Annotated in this window: 18 protein-coding genes and 1 tRNA gene; 14 read left to right on the plus strand and 5 right to left on the minus strand. The window is 47.1% G+C overall.

Annotated elements, in window-relative coordinates; all coding sequences use genetic code 11:
* The first annotated feature begins 1 nt into the window (after position 1).
* The 4 genes from MKY22_RS03140 to MKY22_RS03155 all read left to right on the plus strand — a co-directional run bounded on the left by MKY22_RS03140 (position 2) and on the right by MKY22_RS03155 (position 3,255).
* Positions 2 to 1,240 carry an LCP family protein gene (locus MKY22_RS03140; RefSeq protein ID WP_290780386.1) on the plus strand — a complete coding sequence of 413 codons (1,239 nt, stop codon included), beginning with the start codon at positions 2 to 4 and terminating at the stop codon, positions 1,238 to 1,240.
* Positions 1,241 to 1,395: 155 nt separating this feature from the next.
* On the plus strand, positions 1,396 to 2,106 hold the full coding sequence (locus MKY22_RS03145) for an NAD(P)H-binding protein (protein ID WP_023467211.1): 711 nt from the start codon (positions 1,396 to 1,398) through the stop codon (positions 2,104 to 2,106).
* 148 nt (positions 2,107 to 2,254) lie between these two features.
* Entirely contained in the window at positions 2,255 to 2,800 is a 546-nt protein-coding gene (locus tag MKY22_RS03150) for a TlpA family protein disulfide reductase (RefSeq protein ID WP_341086609.1), read from the plus strand.
* Positions 2,801 to 2,802: 2 nt separating this feature from the next.
* On the plus strand, positions 2,803 to 3,255 hold the full coding sequence (locus MKY22_RS03155) for a hypothetical protein (RefSeq protein WP_341086612.1): 453 nt from the start codon (positions 2,803 to 2,805) through the stop codon (positions 3,253 to 3,255).
* A 91-nt stretch (positions 3,256 to 3,346) separates the two neighbouring features.
* Here the strand turns inward: MKY22_RS03155 and MKY22_RS03160 are convergent, their stop codons facing one another.
* Together MKY22_RS03160 and nhaC are read right to left on the minus strand one after the other, a co-directional pair.
* Positions 3,347 to 3,556, minus strand: coding sequence for a DUF3006 domain-containing protein (locus MKY22_RS03160; RefSeq protein ID WP_023467214.1), 210 nt, complete (start codon positions 3,554 to 3,556; stop codon positions 3,347 to 3,349).
* A gap of 258 nt (positions 3,557 to 3,814) precedes the next feature.
* Entirely contained in the window at positions 3,815 to 5,191 is a 1,377-nt protein-coding gene (gene nhaC / locus MKY22_RS03165; RefSeq protein ID WP_341086614.1) for a Na+/H+ antiporter NhaC, read from the minus strand.
* Between the two features lie 507 nt (positions 5,192 to 5,698).
* Between nhaC and MKY22_RS03170 the strand changes: the two genes are divergently transcribed.
* From MKY22_RS03170 to argF, 8 genes are read left to right on the plus strand one after another with little or no spacing between them, the layout of a single operon-like run.
* Entirely contained in the window at positions 5,699 to 5,971 is a 273-nt protein-coding gene (locus tag MKY22_RS03170) for a hypothetical protein (protein ID WP_341086615.1), read from the plus strand.
* Positions 5,972 to 5,983: 12 nt separating this feature from the next.
* Positions 5,984 to 6,730: an N-acetyl-gamma-glutamyl-phosphate reductase gene (argC, locus tag MKY22_RS03175; protein WP_341090060.1), complete on the plus strand. Its 747-nt coding sequence runs from the start codon at positions 5,984 to 5,986 to the stop codon at positions 6,728 to 6,730.
* A 27-nt stretch (positions 6,731 to 6,757) separates the two neighbouring features.
* Positions 6,758 to 7,975 carry a bifunctional glutamate N-acetyltransferase/amino-acid acetyltransferase ArgJ gene (argJ, locus tag MKY22_RS03180; RefSeq protein ID WP_341086616.1) on the plus strand — a complete coding sequence of 406 codons (1,218 nt, stop codon included), beginning with the start codon at positions 6,758 to 6,760 and terminating at the stop codon, positions 7,973 to 7,975.
* Positions 7,972 to 8,745, plus strand: coding sequence for an acetylglutamate kinase (gene argB / locus MKY22_RS03185; RefSeq protein ID WP_214728494.1), 774 nt, complete (start codon positions 7,972 to 7,974; stop codon positions 8,743 to 8,745). The genes argJ and argB overlap by 4 nt, the downstream gene beginning before the upstream one ends.
* Complete coding sequence (locus MKY22_RS03190; RefSeq protein ID WP_214728496.1) at positions 8,711 to 9,856, plus strand: acetylornithine transaminase; 1,146 nt, start codon at positions 8,711 to 8,713, stop codon at positions 9,854 to 9,856. The genes argB and MKY22_RS03190 overlap by 35 nt, the downstream gene beginning before the upstream one ends.
* Positions 9,853 to 10,911, plus strand: a complete 1,059-nt coding sequence (locus MKY22_RS03195; RefSeq protein ID WP_341086618.1) for a carbamoyl phosphate synthase small subunit — start codon at positions 9,853 to 9,855, stop codon at positions 10,909 to 10,911. Before MKY22_RS03190 ends, MKY22_RS03195 begins: the two co-directional genes overlap by 4 nt.
* A complete protein-coding gene (gene carB, locus MKY22_RS03200; RefSeq protein ID WP_341086620.1) occupies positions 10,901 to 13,933 on the plus strand; it encodes a carbamoyl-phosphate synthase (glutamine-hydrolyzing) large subunit in 3,033 nt (1,010 codons plus the stop codon). The genes MKY22_RS03195 and carB overlap by 11 nt, the downstream gene beginning before the upstream one ends.
* Complete coding sequence (argF, locus tag MKY22_RS03205) at positions 13,930 to 14,859, plus strand: ornithine carbamoyltransferase (protein WP_290780408.1); 930 nt, start codon at positions 13,930 to 13,932, stop codon at positions 14,857 to 14,859. The genes carB and argF overlap by 4 nt, the downstream gene beginning before the upstream one ends.
* 53 nt (positions 14,860 to 14,912) lie before the next feature.
* Here the strand turns inward: argF and MKY22_RS03210 are convergent, their stop codons facing one another.
* Together MKY22_RS03210 and MKY22_RS03215 are read right to left on the minus strand one after the other, a co-directional pair.
* On the minus strand, positions 14,913 to 15,722 hold the full coding sequence (locus MKY22_RS03210) for an MBL fold metallo-hydrolase (protein ID WP_341086625.1): 810 nt from the start codon (positions 15,720 to 15,722) through the stop codon (positions 14,913 to 14,915).
* Positions 15,723 to 15,874: 152 nt separating this feature from the next.
* Positions 15,875 to 15,948: transfer RNA gene (locus MKY22_RS03215), tRNA-Gly, on the minus strand.
* 169 nt (positions 15,949 to 16,117) lie between these two features.
* On the opposite strand from MKY22_RS03215, the gene MKY22_RS03220 reads away from it, so the two are divergent.
* Both MKY22_RS03220 and MKY22_RS03225 read left to right on the plus strand, forming a co-directional pair.
* A complete protein-coding gene (locus tag MKY22_RS03220) occupies positions 16,118 to 16,663 on the plus strand; it encodes an imm11 family protein (RefSeq protein ID WP_244290094.1) in 546 nt (181 codons plus the stop codon).
* Positions 16,660 to 17,079 carry a hypothetical protein gene (locus tag MKY22_RS03225; RefSeq protein ID WP_023467229.1) on the plus strand — a complete coding sequence of 140 codons (420 nt, stop codon included), beginning with the start codon at positions 16,660 to 16,662 and terminating at the stop codon, positions 17,077 to 17,079. Before MKY22_RS03220 ends, MKY22_RS03225 begins: the two co-directional genes overlap by 4 nt.
* A 73-nt stretch (positions 17,080 to 17,152) precedes the next feature.
* Here MKY22_RS03225 and MKY22_RS03230 read toward each other — a convergent pair whose 3' ends face one another.
* Complete coding sequence (locus MKY22_RS03230) at positions 17,153 to 18,109, minus strand: alpha/beta hydrolase (protein WP_341086627.1); 957 nt, start codon at positions 18,107 to 18,109, stop codon at positions 17,153 to 17,155.
* Positions 18,110 to 18,114: the final 5 nt, after the last annotated feature.

The raw sequence follows: 18,114 nt of genomic DNA on the forward strand, positions 1-18,114 counted from the left end.
AATGGCAGAACATCAACCACACCGCTCTCGCTTAGAGCGACGACGTATGCAGTTAGAAGAGCAAGCTAGACAAGAAGAGCAGGCTAGGCAAGAAGAAGTTTTTTCGAAAGCGTACGCGCCGGACGAATCATTTTATCAAGACTCCTTTGAGAAACAGCAAGAACCGGCTACGTATCATCGATATGTCGAAGAGCAACCGCGAGATAGAAAAAGTACATCGCGTCGTTCCGGGAGCGGCATGCTTAAACAGGTCGCACAGATGATCGGGAATGCCGGATCACGGTTGTTTGCTAATCGGGAACGCTCGAGACGCTCGAGGAAGGCGGGGCGATCAGAGCAATCGGTACAGCAGAATCCTGACGTCTCTTCAAGAGAAACTCATCCTAAAAAAATCAAGAAAAAACGTCGTTTTAAACGAAAGCTTCTTGGACTATTTTTATTGTTGCTCATCGCATTCGTTCTTTTTGCTTCACAACCATTCACGTTCCTATTGATTGGTAGTGATGCACGACCTGGAGAGTCGTTGCGTGGATCACGTTCGGATTCCCTGTCGGTCATGCAATTCATTCCACTTTCTCGAACGATTCAACTGACGTCGATTCCTCGAGATACGTATACACCGATTTCCTGTGAGAATGGAAAGAAGGATAAAATCACACATGCCTTTGCCTTCGGTGGAGAAGAATGTACGCAAGATGCTGTTTCGGGTCTACTCGATGAAGAGATCGATGGAAAGATCGTCATCTCCTTCGATAGTTTCATCGGATTAGTGGATCAAATCGGCGGAATCGACCTTGTCTCGACAGGAACGTTCTCCGAGCAGGATGCGAGTGGGAAAGCAAATCAGTATTCATTCCAAAAAGGGAAGGAATATCATATGGATGGTGCGATGGCACTTGCCTATTCGAGACATCGAAAAACGGATAATGACGGAGCGCGCGCGAATCGTCAGTCGGAAGTCATCCAAGCCGTCGCGACACACTTGATGAAGCCGACTGGATGGTCGAAAATTCCAGCAGCGCACACGTATATGAAAGAAGAGATGAACCTTGATTTAAGTGTCCGCGAGATGGCAACGGCAGGGTTATCGATTGCCTTGATGTCAGAACGAAAACATTATGAAATCGAAGCCGTCAGCCAACGACTGAACGGGATTTTCTATGACTTACCGAATGAGAAGGCACTGCAAGAACTACGTGATCAGCTCGATACGACGTTTTATGGCACATTGAAGAACTAATGGGGAGGGGTTTCCTTCCGGTCATTGCGGGTATAAATTGATGTACGTTGCTCCTTTGGTGGATTGTTTTAGGTTATCTCTGAAATCGACGATTTTTGGACATGACATCATGACATTCCACGAAGGTGACTAACTTATCGAGGAGGGACCCCCATATGAAAGTACTAGTCGTAGGTGCATCCGGTACGATTGGAGCGCGCGTCGTCAAATCGCTTGCCAAGGGTCATCAGGTCACGGTCATCGTTCGTCATGAACATCTGGTGGAACGATTCGAAAAACTCGGTGTCAAGGCGCATTACGTCGATATCGAAACAGAACTCGAAAAAGTCATTGAGCACGGAGTCGCAGGGCAGGATGCAGTCATTTGTGCGGCGACCGCAGGAGTAGACGGCGAAGCAACTGAAATAGAACTGCTGGACCGAACAGTCGCTTTGAAAACAATTGATGCAGCTAAAAAAGCGCGAGTACGTCATTTCGTGCTACTGAGCGCTTATGGTGCAGATCGACCTGAGCAATTCAAGAAAGATGTCTATCCGTTCTACGCTGCTAAGAATGCAGCAGAGGAACAGATTGAACATAGTGGTTTGACGTATACGATCATTTGTCCGGTTGCCATCACAACAGGTGAAGGGCGTGGCTTGATTGAAGCCGATGAAGATTTGAAGGACACGAAGGACGCGACGATTTCGGAAACGGATGTCGCATCGATCCTCGTTGCTTCTGTCGATAATCGATCGGTATTTAATCGACGTCTAGAAGTCAAGGAAGGAAAGACATCCTTGAATGAGGCCTTAGGAGGAGCGGAAGCTGTCGGTAGCGTTAAAGATAACCGTCAAGTCAAAAAACAATTACCACGTTTTAACTAACCGTGTGTCTCGTTAAAACGTGAAGTCTCTAAAATAAAGCGAACTCATTTCCGCGTATAAGACGGAAGAGTTCGCTTTTTTGTTGATAAAAGTAGATAGTCGAAAAGAGGAAGTCTGCTACACTGAACAAAGAAGGAGGGGGTTAGATGTGAAAAAACCGTTGATCTATCTGATCCTAGCGATTGCTATTATCGGCATTGCCTATCAAAGTTATCAAACATATGATGCAAAACAAAAAAAAGTGGAGCAACAACAAAAACAAGTATCACAAGGTGGTCTCGAAGTAGGGATGAAAGCCCCGAATCTATCCTTGCGTCAAGAAGGAAAAACTGTCGATCTAGACGAAATCAATCATGATGTCTTTGTCATTAATTTTTGGGCAACGTGGTGTCCACCGTGTAAACAAGAGATTCCAGAACTAAATGCCTTTGCACGACATACAGATATACCCGTCTACGGAATCAATGTCACGACATCAGAACGACGTGTTTCGGATGTTGCTGATTTTCTGAAGCAGACACCTGTTGAATATCCTGTGTTATATGATCGAAAGGGAACTTCAGAAGATGCTTATCGTCTCGTAGCAATGCCAGCAACTTATGTATTAGACCGGAAAGGAACGATTCTTTCGAAACACATCGGTCCTGTAACGGAACAGATGTTAAAAGAGATGGTGAAACGAACAGGAGGATGACGATGGAACTCCTATGCCGCAACTGCTCCTTTCAACAAACATTCCAACTCGGTCAACTAGATGGTTGGCCGACATTTCCTGCTGTCTTGACGCAAGGGGTCGAAGCGTTCATGACGGGTCTCCCGCTTTGGTTCGTTCCGTCGATGCATGAACCGATTTTACAGCGGACGTATGTAGACGACTGGAATCGATTTCGATTAATTCAGCACTATCAGCTCCATCAGGAGGAATTAGCGGATGGTTGGGTACCGTATCAATTGGATTTATACCACTGTCCGATTTGTCACCGATTTTCGAATCGATTTTGGTGTGCCCTGTTTTTGCAACTAGATGTCGTTCAACCACTTTACGAATGCCCACATGATCAGACGGAACTTGAACGAATCGAAATATCCGATATTGATCACTTTCCTTGTCCATCGTGTGATGGTCACTCCCTATATGTGCGTAGATAAAGCGAAAAAGCCATTCATTTCATGAAAGACTGATGAGAGAAATTCCTTCTCCATAGTCAATGCATGATACGGAATGGCTTTTTATCGATCATCAACCCATTTGCCGAAACGAAAATGTTTGAAAGGAAGAGGGTGATGAATTACTGACATCTAACGTATAGGTTGTACCGTCAAAAATAATCGTATCGCCTAACCTTGCTTCAGGTGGTAAATAACGTCGTGGAATGAAACTTGAACCATTTTCCCATAGTAGGACAGCATACTTGCCGTCAAGTCGCTCCAGCGTACCACGTTTGATCATATTAACTCCTCCCACAATTACATCGAAGTCATCCCTCGGTCGATCAGGAACGTACTCTCTCTCTATCATTCTCTGTAATTTTTAATCTTATGTTTGGTATATTCCCAGTTCATTTCATCTTTACACATGATTCTTTAAAAAAACGTGATTCCAAGCCGTTTTCGTCTTAAATCTGACGTATTTAACAGGAAATAAAGGAGATATTGGAAAGAAAAAAAGACCCGATAGGACATATCGGATCTTTAATATGAAATAGACTCAAGAAGCGAGAGAGTATTTTGTTTCGATTTTCGTTGGACGAAGAAATGCGAGTAAAAACGTAAACAATGGTGAAAGGAGTAAAAAGAATGCGAACGGAACGTATGCTGTTACTGGGACACCGAGTGTCGAAGCGAAGAACGCCCCAGAAACACCCCACGGAATAAGCGGATTGACGAGTGTTCCTCCATCCTCGAGTGAACGAGAGAGGAAGCGCGGATCAATCTGACGCTCTTCAAAGATTTTCTTGAATGCTTGACCCGGAAGCAAGATGGACAAGTATTGTTCCCCAGCCATCACGTTTACACCGATAGACGATAAGGCGACGGATGAAATGATGCTACCATCACGTTTTAGTTTAGAAACGGTCCGTTCAATGACCACGTCAATGACACCGATGCCACGTAAGACACCACCGAACGCAAGGGCGAGCATGACGAGCGACACCGACCACATCATCGATTGCAATCCACCTTTACTAATGATGGATGTGACCGTCTCACTAGAAGATTCTAGTTTTAACCCGTTCTGAATGACGGCCATCCAGTTCGAGATATTCCAGTTTCCTTGTACAAGACCTGTTAACAACAATCCACTTAAAACGCCAGCAACAAGTGTTGGAACGACCGGCATCTTACGTAATGCTAATACCATGACGAGCAACGGTGAAAGCAACGTCCAAGGTGACAAGTCGAACAAACGAGCTAACTCTTGTTGTGTCGTTTGAACAGCAGACGAATCGACATTTCCACTACTACGTCCGAAAATGAAGAATAAGATGAATGTGATTGTGATAGCGGGAATCGTCGTTCCCATCATGAAACGAATATGATCGAACACAGACACATTGACGATTCCGGGCGCGAAATTCGTCGTATCTGATAAAGGTGACATCTTATCTCCGAAACAAGCTCCACTGATGATGGCACCTGCTGCAAGCGCAGGATTGACGCCCAGTGCGATCGCGATTCCCATCAAGGCAACACCGACCGTACCAATCGTTGTAAACGAACTGCCTGTAAAGGTCGAGACGACCATCGCGATCAGAAGAGCGCTCGGTGCGAACCAAGTCGCTGAAAGGGTAGATAACCCAAAATGAAGAAGGGTCGGCACTGCGCCACTCATCATCCAGACCGCGATCGTCATACCGACGAGCAACATGATCAGGATCGGTTTGATCGCTTCACGAATACCTTGAATCATATGGTGTTCGACGTCCTCGAACTTAAAACCGCGGTAAACGGCATATCCTGAGACGAAAATAAGACTAGACAAGATGGCAAGATGCGGTTCGGCTTTAGCACCGAATAACGCGGACAATAAGATGATGATACTGATTCCTAGGATAGCTGCGGATTCACGGAATGACATGCGCATGCTTCCACCTCCTTATATGAATATGAAAGTATGATAATGCTCTGTTACTAACACGCTTTTATGCACAAAAGCATTGAACAAACGTAATACTAACGAATATTACAGAGGACGTCAACCATAAGAGTGTCGATGAAAAATATAAAAAAATAGAAATGTGACGATTTTTTGTCGTAAACGCTTACTTTTTTAGTTCAAATCTTGCACAATAAGAAGTATCAAATGACATTTTTGTGAACGATGAGGAGGATACATATGTTTACATTGATTTTTGTAGTAGTCGTCGCGATCATGGGTGCAGGCGTATTTGGGATTGATCATCTCGTAGCGCAACGTGCGGAAAAGCGTTAAGTAGATGCGTGTAAAAGAAGCGTTGAAGGGACTGTCTTATAGAAGACAATCGCTTCAACGCTTCTTTTTTTGTATAAAAACTAATAAAAATTCAATTGACAGTATAAATATACATATGTTTAAATCGGTATAACATTCTTTGAAGGGGAGCGTACAGATATGAAATGTACCATCATCGGAGCAACAGGATACACGGGAATTGAACTGATTCGCCTACTAGAAGCACATCCTTCATTTGAGATCGTCTGTTTGATGAGTGACTCGATGGCGGGGGAATCCATGCATAATGTATTCCCATTCATGAATAAAAAAACATATTCCTCGTTATCTTTCTTTTCGGTGGAGCATTTGATGGAAACCGAGACGGATATGGTGTTCTTAGCGACACCGAGTGGGATTTCGAAGCATTACTTAGAACAACTTCAAAACTGATCGGGTTACGTCATTGATTTAAGTGGCGATTTGAGACTTCCAGCTGAATCATATGCAACGTGGTATGACAAGGAACCCATTGATGCCCAGTTACAACAAAGAGCAACTTATGGATTACCAGAATGGAATCGTCAAGCTGTTACAGCTAGCAAATGGATTGCGAATCCAGGCTGTTACGCGACAGCAGTTTTGCTTGGACTAACACCATTCTTAAAAGAGAAAAAAATCGATCCATCTCAAATCATCATTCAAGCTTCTTCTGGTCTGACGGGAGCAGGGAAAACGTTGACGGCACAAACGCATCATGTCCATTCAAGCGAAAACGTTCGCTTGTATAAAGTGAATCAGCATCAGCACATCCCGGAAATTGAGCAGGCGCTTTTCGAATGGACCGGATCATCGCATCCGATTACGTTCTCGACTCAACTACTACCGATCAATCGAGGCATCATGGCGATTATGACGGTTCAGCCGTTGATGGATTTATCGGAAACGGAGTGGCGATCCTGGTTGACGGACCAGTATGCAACGGAACCATTCGTCCGAATCCAACAGGCTGATCCGGAAATCAAATCCGTCGTCGGGAGTAATCACTGTGATTTGACCGTTTATAAGGATGATCGGACAGGGCGAGTGACCATCGTTTCAGTCATCGATAACATGCAAAAAGGAGCTGCCGGACAAGCCGTTCAAAATGCCAACATTCTAGCTGGTTTTGATGAGACATCCGGTTTAACGCAACAGCCGATCTACATTTAATCAAGAGAAAAAAGAGGAGGAACGCCTGTGTGGCAAGTACAAGTAGAGACCCCATTGACGATCACGACACCGAAGGGATTTCAAGCATCCGGGATACATGTGGGTCTGAAACGAAAGCGGAAGGATTTAGGTCTGATCTGGTGTGAAGTAGGAGCAAGCGCTGCAGCTGTCTATACGACGAATCAGGTGCAAGCAGCACCAATCGCTGTGACGAAACAAGCGATTCAGGCGTCACAAGGTCGTATTCATGCCGTCCTCGTTAACAGCGGGAACGCGAATGCGTGTACAGGGGAACTAGGGTTATCCCATGCGTATATGTCGCAACAAGCGATGGCGAAAAGTTTAAATGTTGCTCCAGAACAAGTCGCGATTGCTTCAACAGGGATCATCGGTCAACCGTTAGCCATTGATACGTTACTGGCAGGTATTCCACAGCTGATGCCTACAAATGACAAGGATGCCGCGGATGATTTTGCTCATGCGATCCTGACGACCGATACTGGTACGAAAATAGCTGGTCAACAATACATGCAAGGGGATATCCAAATTTCAGTCTGTGGTGTGGCAAAAGGGTCAGGGATGATTCATCCGAACATGGCGACGATGCTTGGTTTCTTGACGACCGATGCAACGATTGAACCGGATGTCTTACAGACACTGTTGCGTCGGACGATTCATCGTACGTTCAACTGCATTACCGTAGATGGAGACAGTTCGACAAATGACATGGTCATGATTTTAGCGAGCGGAGCTGCAGGAGGAGCAACGATCGTTGAAGGCACGGACGAAGCGTTAGCATTCGAACAGGCGATCGAAACGGTCTGTCAAGATTTAGCGAAACAGATTGCGCGGGACGGGGAAGGCGCGACGAAGTTAATCGAAGTGACGGTAAAGGGAACACAAACCGATGAAGTAGCGCGGATGGTCGCTAAACAAGTCGTCGGATCGTCTCTCGTCAAAACAGTAATCTTTGGGGAAGATGCGAACTGGGGACGAATCATCGCTGCTGTCGGAAGTATCAAGGAGCCACTCGATGTATCAAACGTTGACATCAAAATTGGTTCGCAGTGGGTGCTGCAACAGAGCATGCCTGTCTTATTCGATGAAGCAGTTGCATCGCAGGAACTGGCAAAGCAGGATGTACAGATTCACATTGATTTGCATGACGGAGTAGGACAAGGACACGCTTACGGCTGTGACCTGACGTACGATTACGTCAAAATCAATGCGAGTTACCGAACATGACGAAACGAAAAGTCATCAAACTAGGTGGTAGTGTGTGGGAGCAGTTGGATACGCGGTATTTCGAGGAATGGAAAGCGTGGGTCGAAACCGGTAACGAACTATTGATCGTCCATGGGGGTGGCCCACTTCTATCGAGTTACTGTGAACAAGAGGGAATCAAACCCGTGTTTCGAGATGGTGTCCGTGTGACGACGGATGGTGTGTTACTCGGGGCGCGACGGATCTTAGCAGGGGAAGTCCAATCCGGGATCGTCCAGCAATTGAATCAGGCAGGAATTCCAGCGGTCGGGATGAGCGGGTTAGACGGTGCGAGCGTCCATGGTAAAAAAGTCAAAGGACTCGGTGCAGTTGGTCAAATTACGCACATTCATCCACGATTGTTCACAGTGTTGAGTACGAATGGTTATGTGCCGGTCGTCACATCCCTTGTTACAGGGGAACAAGGTGTGTTGAACAGTAACGGGGATGCGTGTGCCATTGCTGTCGCGAAGGCTTGGTCCGTCGACCGATTTGAATTGTTGACGGATGTCGAAGGTGTAAAAGTAAACGGTGACTATCAATCAGAAATCACGTCTGCAGCCATCGAAGCTGCGATAGCGTCGGGAGAAATCTACGGGGGAATGATTCCGAAGGTCGAAGCGATGATGCAGGCCACTCAGCATGGTATTCCAGAGGTCGTCATTCGGTCTGGGAAAAATGCGTTAGCTGCTGGGACACGAATCAAGGAGGAGTTACATGAGTGCACTACTACCCACTTATCAACGTACTGATGTGGAATTGGTCAAAGGACAAGGGTCGATCGTAGAAGATGCGACAGGAAAGACGTATCTTGATTTCATCATGGGAATCGCTGTATGCAACACAGGACACCGTCATCCTTATATTCAGCAACGTCTAGAGGAACAGTTGAATCAAATTTGGCATACGTCGAATCTGTTTCAAATCGCGGCACAAGAGCGGGTCGCCGAGCGACTGACGGAAGACAGTCATCTCAGTCATGCTTTCTTTTGTAACAGTGGTGCTGAAGCAAACGAGGCGGCGTACAAACTCGTTCGAAAATGGACAGGGAAAACAGAAGTTGTCACGTTTAAACAATCTTTCCATGGTCGGACATTTGCGATGATGGGCGCAACAGGACAGGAAAAAATCAAAGCGGGATACGGGGAGATGGTGAATGGATTCAAACATCTGCCGTTTAACGAGATGGAGAGCCTATCAGCGATTACGGAGCAAACTGCTGCCGTATGGCTCGAAATCATTCAAGGAGAAGGTGGGGTCGTCGTTGCTGATGATGCGTGGCTAGAAGCGTTGATGAAGAAGGCGCAGCAATACGATGTCAAAATCATCGTCGATGAAGTGCAGACCGGCATTGGTCGGACGGGTTCTCGTTTTGCGTTTGAGCAGACGCCACTCGTACCGGATATCATCACCCTTGCGAAAGGACTTGGAAGTGGACTCGCGGTCGGTGCGCTACTCGCGACGGCAGAGGCAGCGGAAGTATTCACACCTGGATCGCATGGCTCGACCTTTGGTGGGAATCCACTCGCGATGACGGCAGCGGAAGCCACACTTGACCTCTTGTTAAGTGACACTGTCATGGTAGACGTTCAAGGAAAAGGCGAATTTTTGAGACAGCAATTAGAGCAAAAGCTACCTAAATCCATCATTCGCTCTGTTCGCGGACGTGGCTTGATGATTGGTATCGAGTGTGTGATGCCTGTTGCACCGCTGATTGACGCCTTACGTGAGAATGGTCTTCTCGTCGTATCGGCTGGTCCTCATGTCATTCGCTTATTGCCATCATTGTTCGTAACGGAACAGGAACTCATGCACGCCATCGAAAAAATACAACTCGTTTGTCAACAGGAGGTCATCGTATGAAACAATCCGGAAAACTAACGCTTGCGAACGGAACGACGTTTACCGGTTCGTGGCAAGGAACAGTTCCACTCAAAGGAGAAGTCGTCTTTTTTACTGGGATGACAGGATATCAGGAAGTCTTAACGGATCCATCTTATCAGGGGCAAATTCTTGTCTTCACATATCCGTTGATCGGTCAATACGGTATTCAAGCGGAGGCGTCAGAAAGCAACCAGATTCAAGTCGCTGGTGTCATCGTTCAAACTTTGGCTGAGGATGGGCAAGGAACATCACTCGCAAGCTGGCTAGGCGAAGCGAATGTTCCGGTTTTGTCGGGAGTAGATACGCGTTCCCTTGTACATCTATTACGGACAGAGGGCGACCAATTTGGAGACATGATGCAGGAGAATATGACAGTACCGGAGTCAGTAGACGCAGCATATATCGCTTCTGTGTCGACGACTGCAAACGTTGAATACGTTCCGGAAGTCGACCAGGGGCACATCGTCTGTATCGATTACGGTGTGAAACAATCGATGATCGATGCTTTGCTTGAACGGCATATGCGTGTGACGGTCGTGCCATACGATACGACACCAGAACGGATTCAAGCACTGGCACCAGACGGTCTGCTGTTTTCCAATGGACCTGGTGATCCGACGCAACTAGATCCATTCCTTTCAGAAATCCGTGAACTGGCGACGAGCTATCCGACACTTGGTATTTGTATGGGACACCAAGTTCTCGCTCATGCGTTCGGTTGTACCTTATTAAAACAACATCACGGACACCGAGGAGCGAATCATCCTGTACGTCATCTAGCATCCGGACAAGTATTCATGACGTCTCAGAATCATGGTTATGCCGTTGATGTTAAAAGCATCGAAGCGTCTGAGATGGAACTTGCGTATGAACACATCAATGATGGATCTGTTGAAGGATTGATTCATCCGGCTCTACCAATCATGACAGTCCAGTTTCACCCAGAAGCGAGTCCAGGACCGACAGAGGCGATGGTCGTCTTCGATCAATTCGTAAATACCGTATTACATCAGGAGGTAGCATATGTGGGATAAACAGAAAGTACTCGTCATCGGTTCGGGTCCGATCGTCATCGGACAAGCAGCAGAATTTGATTATTCCGGCACACAAGCCTGTCAGGCGCTTCGAGAAGCGGGATGCGAGGTCATCTTAATGAATTCGGATCCGGCTACTATCATGACGGATCCGAGCACGGCAGATCATGTCTACATTGAGGCGATGACTCTTGAAAAAGCAACAGCTATCATCAAACAAGATCGACCGTCCCATCTCCTAGCGACGGTCGGCGGACAAACGGCACTCAATCTTGCAATGTCACTCGAAGAAGCAGGAGTACTTGAGCAATACGGTGTCGAACTCCTAGGGACATCGCTTGAGACGATCCGAGACGGAGAAGATCGCGAACGATTCAAGCAAAAGATGATCGAGCTCGCGCAACCGCTCCCGGAAAGTCAAACGATCGAATCGTTAGCAGAGCTTGAAGAATTCATGGCAGTACATGGTGTCCCACTCGTCATCCGACCAGCCTTTACGCTCGGGGGAACGGGCGGTGGAATCGCGTTGACGAAGGACGAGGCACGTCTGTTAGCGCAGAACGCCTTACAAGCGAGTCCGATTTCACAGTGTTTGGTTGAAGTGAGTATCGCTGGCTATAAAGAAGTCGAATACGAAGTCATGCGTGACAGCGCAGATACGACGATCATCGTTTGTAACATGGAAAACATCGATCCTGTCGGTGTCCATACCGGGGACTCGGTCGTCTTTGCACCGATTCAGTCGATTTCGGATCGAATGAATCAACAATTGCGGACGGAAGCGCGTAAAATCGTATCGCATCTCGGTGTCATCGGTGGATGCAACATTCAATTCGCAATCCATCCGACGGAAGAATGCTATTTCGTCATTGAAGTCAATCCGCGTGTCAGTCGTTCTTCGGCACTTGCTTCCAAGGCGACGGGATATCCGATCGCAAAATTAGCGACACGTCTTGCGCTCGGTGAGCGACTCGAGGATTGCATCAATCCTGTCACGAAGGAAACGATGGCGAGCTTCGAACCAACGATGGATTATATCACGGCAAAAGTGCCTTGTTTCCCATTTGATCTATTTACCGGCAGTAACCGGACGCTTGGAACACAAATGAAGGCGACGGGTGAGAGCATGGCGATGGGGAAGACGCTAGAAGAAGCGTTACAAAAGGCGTGGCGCGGTGCGGGAGTTGAGCAATCACCTCTTTATCCGACATGGATGAAAACAGCGGAGGCTGACGTATTGTGGAAAGAAATAAAGGCTCCGACGGACCGTCGCTTGCTTGCGATGCTCGCACTACTCGATCGCAAGGAGACGACCGTCGAAGAACTCGTTGAACAGACGAAAGTACAAGCTTTATTCGTCAAAGTACTTCAACGTCTTGTCGATCACCAACAAAAAATCGATGTATCGAATGAAAGTTCTCTAAAGCAAACCAAAATGATGGGCTTTACGGACGAACAAATTGCGCTTCTGACGGGTGTCAGTGCTGTAGAGATCGAGCACTTACGTAAAGAAAAAGGCATCCTCCCTGTCTATCATATGATCGATACATGTGCAGGTGAGTTCAAGAGTGCGACGCCTTATTTCTACGGAAACTGGAGTGGTCAAACGGAAGTCACAGCATCGACGAAAAAGAAAGTCGCTGTCATCGGTGCGGGACCCATTCGGATCGGTCAAGGAATCGAATTTGATTATTGCTCCGTTCACGCGGTACGTGCATTGCAAGCATCCGGTTATGAAACGATCATGATCAACAATAACCCAGAAACCGTCTCGACCGACTTCGAAGTCGCAGATCGCCTGTATGTCGAGCCGTTGACACTTGAAGACGTCATGCATGTGCTAGAAGCAGAGGATTGCGAAGACGTTTTAGTCCAGTTCGGAGGACAAACGGGGATTGCGCTGGCGTCTGGTTTGGAGAAAGCCGGTTATCATCTTCTCGGAACGACGGCAGATGTCATCGATCAAATGGAAGACCGTGAGCGGTTCTATCAATTTTTAGATGACATTGGTATCGATCGTATTCCGGGACAAGAAGTGGCGACGCACGAACAAATGATAGAAGTCGCAACAACGATCGGTTACCCGGTCATGATTCGTCCTTCCTATGTCATCGGAGGTAAGGGAATGCATATCATCCACGATCAAGAGCAATTAGAGACGATCGTGTCCGAATTAGCATTCCCTGTCCTCGTGGATGCCTACCTCCAAGGAAAGGAAATTGAAGTCGACTGTATTACGGACGGAACAACGACGTACGTTCCGATTTTGATGGAGCAATTGGAACGGGCAGGAGTTCACTCTGGAGATTCGACGATGATTCTGCCACCTGTATCGCTCAGCGATACCGTTCAGAGCGAAATCGAGCGAATTGCACAGATGATCGGGCAACGAATGGATTATAAAGGAGCGTACAATATCCAATTCGTCTTGCATGACGATCAAGTCTACGTGCTAGAAATCAATCCACGTGCCTCCCGCACGTTACCGATCGTCGCCAAAGTAACAGGTCAACCGATCTTGCAGTGGGCAGTCCAAGTAGCGGTCGGTCAAGCGGTCGCACTACCAACGGAACAGACGAAACTTGATTTCCATGCCGTCAAGACCCCTGTTTTTTCAACGTTGAAACTACAAGGTGTTGATCCGAAAACAGGTCCCGTCATGCGTTCGACAGGTGAAACGCTGCAATGGACGACAGACGGACTGGCGCTGGAACGTTTCATTTTCGATGAGACGACAAAACGACATTTGACGACGAGAGACATCATCGTTGCTGGAGCAGATACAGAGGCTTTCGGAACGGGTGTAGCATTAGATGAAACGATTGACTGGGCACAATGTGCGATTTTCTATTCGCACGTGACAGAAGAAAAAGCGAGTCGCGAAGCAGCGCTTGCTGCCGGGGTACAAGTTCTGACAGAACCTGAACTAGCACATTATCATCTACAAGCGACAGAAAAGTCCCCTTATGCTGTGAAGCCACTTCATACATGGACAGAGCCGATCAAGGAGGAAGTAAAATGAAGACGATGCAACAACTAAAGCATTTCTTGACGATGGCGGAACTGACGCCGGAAGCACTGACGGAGCTGTTGGCACTCGCGAAAGACATCAAGCATCAGCCGAGTGTCTACCAAAACGCATTAAGCCATAAAAAAGTGGCCTTATTGTTTGAAAAGGCATCCACGCGAACACGTCTATCGTTTGAGGTGGGTGTCGTCGAACTCGGTGGACATCCGATCGTGCTAAGTGGAGCAGACATGCAAATCGGGCGGGGGGAGCCGCTCTCAGATACGATTCAAGTCATGAGCCGTTACGTCGATGCCCTGATGATTCGGACGTTCGGTCATGAGATCGTCGACACACTTGCGGCACATGGTACGATTCCAATCATCAATGGATTGACGGATCTACACCATCCGTGCCAAGTCCTTGCTGACTTGCTGACAATCGAAGAGACATTTGGAACCCGGTCTGGGAAGATTTTGACATATATCGGGGACGGAAATAACATGGCGCATTCGCTGATGATTGGTGGAGCGCTCAGTGGAATGGAAGTTCGCATCTGTGCGCCGGAGGCGTATGCTCCTGATCCACAAATCGTTCATGAGGCACAAGTCATTGCGAAGGAAACGGGTGGAAACATCATCGTCATGACGGATCCCGAGGAAGCGGCAAGTGGTGCAGACGTCGTGTATACGGATGTCTTCGCGAGTATGGGACAAGAAGAAGAAGGGACGATGCGTCTGCAAGCATTTGAAGGATATCAGGTTAATGCCAATATTATGAATCAAGCAAATGATGAAGCTATTTTCTTGCATTGCCTTCCGGCGCATCGCGGGGAGGAAGTCACGGAGGACGTCATCGATGGCAAGCAATCGGTCATCTTCGATCAAGCTGAGAATCGCCTCCACGCACAAAAAGCGTTGCTCGTCACATTACTTGGATAACCATAAAAGACTCGGTCGCCAATTTGGCGACCGAGTCTTTTGGTTGAGCGAAGTTAATCATAATGGCGTCGGGCTAATCGTTCTTCTTGTTCTTTTTTGACTTGTCGCTTATTTTTTTCATGCAGACGTTTCATAAAAGGGGTCGTTTGCCAAGAGGGAGCCCAGTCGGATTCTTTTCCGGCACGGAGGGCAAGAATATAATCATAGCTCTGATGAAGTCGTTCGATCATCTCTGTTCGGACATCACAAATGTGACCGTGTCCGGGAATCAAGAGTTTGACTTCATATTCATAAATGAACGACTCGAGTAACTCGAGCGTCGTCAAATACTCAGAGGAATCGTGTTCGATCAAGGGGATTTCAACGTCTGAAGCGTAATCGCCGCAGACTAACAAGTGAAGTGACATGACGATGAAGGAAAGATGAGTCGCTTCATGACCGGGCGTCAAAAAGAAGATTAACTTCGTTTGTCCGATCGTTAAAATCGTCTCAGACTCATGGATGACATGTGTCACGTCTGGGAAAAGGACGGGGGAATCGATATAGAACTCATCATTAAAATCTTGGACGGCTTGGAGCGCTTCTTGTCGGTCGACATCGATGAACGGTTTAGAAGCGATGACGATGGCATCCGTAAAGGCATAGGCACCTAAAATATGATCGAAATGGGCATGCGTATAGACGACGTATAATGGTCGTTCGCGACGCACGATTTCGACGTCTCGACGAATCGTTGCAATCTCATCGGGAAGCCAGCCAGGGTCGACGACGATCAGACAATCAGGCGTCTCGATTAATGTCGAAGTCGTTTTCATGAGTGTACTTTGATAGATCGTCACGCCGGGCATTTTCATCTGAATCATACGAATCCTCCTTTACGAATCTCTATCTATATCGTTGTATACCCATAAATTCGTTGGAATCATCAGCAGAATCAATAAAAAAGACGACTCGCACGTCGCGAGTCGCCTGCCCTCTAGAGGGAAATGGTCCTAGACCTATGTTATGTCATAATTGGAGCGGGTGAAGAGAATCGAACTCTCGTCATCAGCTTGGAAGGCTGAGGTTTTACCATTAAACTACACCCGCGTATCGGCTACATGAAATATAGTAGCATAGCAAAGAGGGCATTTCCATAACTTTTATGAAAAAAAGCAATTTCTTTTAAGATTCGGTGTACAATAATACTAGTTAATCGTTTCCAATGGTAATCTTGATTTGCAATATGGGTAAAGTTGGGTAGAGGAGAGAGTGTCTGGTGAATGAAGTGCGAGTTTGGAGCGAACAGTCGATGGGAAAAGGATGGAAGGCGATCTGTCACCATCAATTCGATCGTCATCGCTTATTGATAGGAGAGTGGTTCCATAACGTAGGTGTACTTGCTTTTTCCATCAATCAAGATGCGGATTTGCTACCGGATGTCCTTCCAAACACATTCGATCTGCCGCTCGTCTCGGAACGTGTGCAACGCGTCATTGCAGCATACGCGCCTTTTTCTGTACAATGTCTCAAGGTACATCTTGAGACGAAGGACGGAGTGGTTCCGTACTATCTTCTCAATCTCTTATCTGTCAGTCGGATCGAACATCTACATACGACGGATGTATTCCGTCCGGTCCCGAGACGACGCGTCTATTTTTTGACAGAGCGACGAATCAGCGATTCGATTTGTCCGCATCATCTTATGCGAGATGAGCGCACGCATCGCATGTTCGTCTCTGCTCAACTCGCTCGCCAATTTGAGCGTATGGCTGTGACGGGTATCCGCTTTGAAGAGATACAACGAATGGAGGAATTCAAATGAAACAGTACACAGTCGATCATTGGATCACGCTAGAATATCCAAAGGTATTCGAATATCAAGAAGAAGAGACATATGTCAGTTTTTATTCGACGGATGAAAATGCAATGGGTACGCTCCAATTATCCATTTATGAGTCCGATTCAGAAGAATTGACACCGTATGAGGCGGCGGAACAAGAAATCAATCTGTTGGTGGAAGAGTTCGGCATCGAACTAACAGGAGCACTTGAAGTCCGTCGTAATTCAACAAAAGAAGCGTTGCTTGCAGTAGATGGGAAAGAAGAAGATATCTTCTTACGGATCTACGCGTATTCGGACGGGGAACGGTTAGTCTTATTGACGTACTCTGCAGAACGCGAGACGCTTGAAATCGAAGAAATCGAAGCGATGATTTCTTCACTGACTTGGATTCAATGAAGGATACGATAGAAGTGCAAAAGGCAACGGATCACAAGGATCCGCTGCCTTTTTTTATATCGATCGATGTGGCTTAAGAAGAACGGGAAGATGACTGTTTAGCTGCAGGGTTGACTTGTTTATTCAACCAGCTCGCGATATCAGCAAAAACGCGGATGCGTTCGAGCTCATGGAAGAGCTCATGACGCAACCCTCGATAAATCGTCAGCTGTACAGCATCGACACGGACACGATTATACATATCGAACAAATGATGAATACCCTTTCCATCGAACGCGACCGCGTCATCCCCACCAGCAAGCAATAAGAGGGGTAAGTGACGTGGATGCTGATAGACGGAAGCAAGTGCGTTGACGAGCTTCGTTGCATGCAAGAGTTCGTGGAAGAACCCAAGCGTGACCGTTTGACCGGACAATGGATCTGCATCATAGCGCATGACGGATTGAGGATCCGAAGAGAGCCAAGCATTTTTAGAAAGTGCTGGGAAGAAGCGCAAGTTATACCGTCCGAACACGAGTTGTCCAAACCGTTCAGCGGGATGTGTTGCTGACAGCTGATGGATTTGACGTTCGACGAGTTTTTGACTGACATCACCGAGTAAACCTGTACTCGTCGGGGGGCCGCTCGCGATGATTCCTGCTACCGTATGACCGAGTGTTTGACCGATCCGGCGAGCGATCAACGAACCAAAACTATGACCAAAAATGAACACCGGTAACGTCGGATAACGCTCTTTGATGTCAGAGACGAGTTCTTCTGCGTCCTGCATCAATTGTTTAAACCCTTGATTCGGCTCAAGGTGTCCAAGTGTTCCAAGCTGTGCTGCTCGGGTTCCGAAACAGCGTAAGTCTGCGATGATCGTGTGGTAATGATGCGCATAGAGGAATTCTGCGAATTCCTCATACCGTGCGCCATGCTCCATCATCCCGTGAAAGACGATCACGACTCCTTTAGGATCATGGGCTTCGAGGCTATGCAATGTCGTAGTATAGCCGTCAGAGGCTATCCAATGTGAATGATCAATCGTCATGTAAC

It is taken from the genome of Exiguobacterium sp. FSL W8-0210 (assembly GCF_038006045.1).
Lineage (GTDB): Bacteria > Bacillota > Bacilli > Exiguobacteriales > Exiguobacteriaceae > Exiguobacterium_A.

Bases quoted from the DNA above. Each gene is read 5' to 3' on its own strand.
- MKY22_RS03225 (WP_023467229.1), top strand. From the start codon at position 16,660: ATGAAACAGTACACAGTCGATCATTGGATCACGCTAGAATATCCAAAG.
- MKY22_RS03210 (WP_341086625.1), bottom strand. From the start codon at position 15,722: ATGATTCAGATGAAAATGCCCGGCGTGACGATCTATCAAAGTACACTC.
- argF (WP_290780408.1), top strand. From the start codon at position 13,930: ATGAAGACGATGCAACAACTAAAGCATTTCTTGACGATGGCGGAACTG.
- MKY22_RS03190 (WP_214728496.1), top strand. From the start codon at position 8,711: ATGAGTGCACTACTACCCACTTATCAACGTACTGATGTGGAATTGGTC.
- MKY22_RS03155 (WP_341086612.1), top strand. From the start codon at position 2,803: ATGGAACTCCTATGCCGCAACTGCTCCTTTCAACAAACATTCCAACTC.
- carB (WP_341086620.1), top strand. From the start codon at position 10,901: ATGTGGGATAAACAGAAAGTACTCGTCATCGGTTCGGGTCCGATCGTC.
- MKY22_RS03145 (WP_023467211.1), top strand. From the start codon at position 1,396: ATGAAAGTACTAGTCGTAGGTGCATCCGGTACGATTGGAGCGCGCGTC.
- MKY22_RS03230 (WP_341086627.1), bottom strand. From the start codon at position 18,109: ATGACGATTGATCATTCACATTGGATAGCCTCTGACGGCTATACTACG.
- argB (WP_214728494.1), top strand. From the start codon at position 7,972: ATGACGAAACGAAAAGTCATCAAACTAGGTGGTAGTGTGTGGGAGCAG.
- MKY22_RS03160 (WP_023467214.1), bottom strand. From the start codon at position 3,556: ATGATCAAACGTGGTACGCTGGAGCGACTTGACGGCAAGTATGCTGTC.
- nhaC (WP_341086614.1), bottom strand. From the start codon at position 5,191: ATGCGCATGTCATTCCGTGAATCCGCAGCTATCCTAGGAATCAGTATC.
- MKY22_RS03170 (WP_341086615.1), top strand. From the start codon at position 5,699: ATGAAATGTACCATCATCGGAGCAACAGGATACACGGGAATTGAACTG.
- MKY22_RS03140 (WP_290780386.1), top strand. From the start codon at position 2: ATGGCAGAACATCAACCACACCGCTCTCGCTTAGAGCGACGACGTATG.
- MKY22_RS03195 (WP_341086618.1), top strand. From the start codon at position 9,853: ATGAAACAATCCGGAAAACTAACGCTTGCGAACGGAACGACGTTTACC.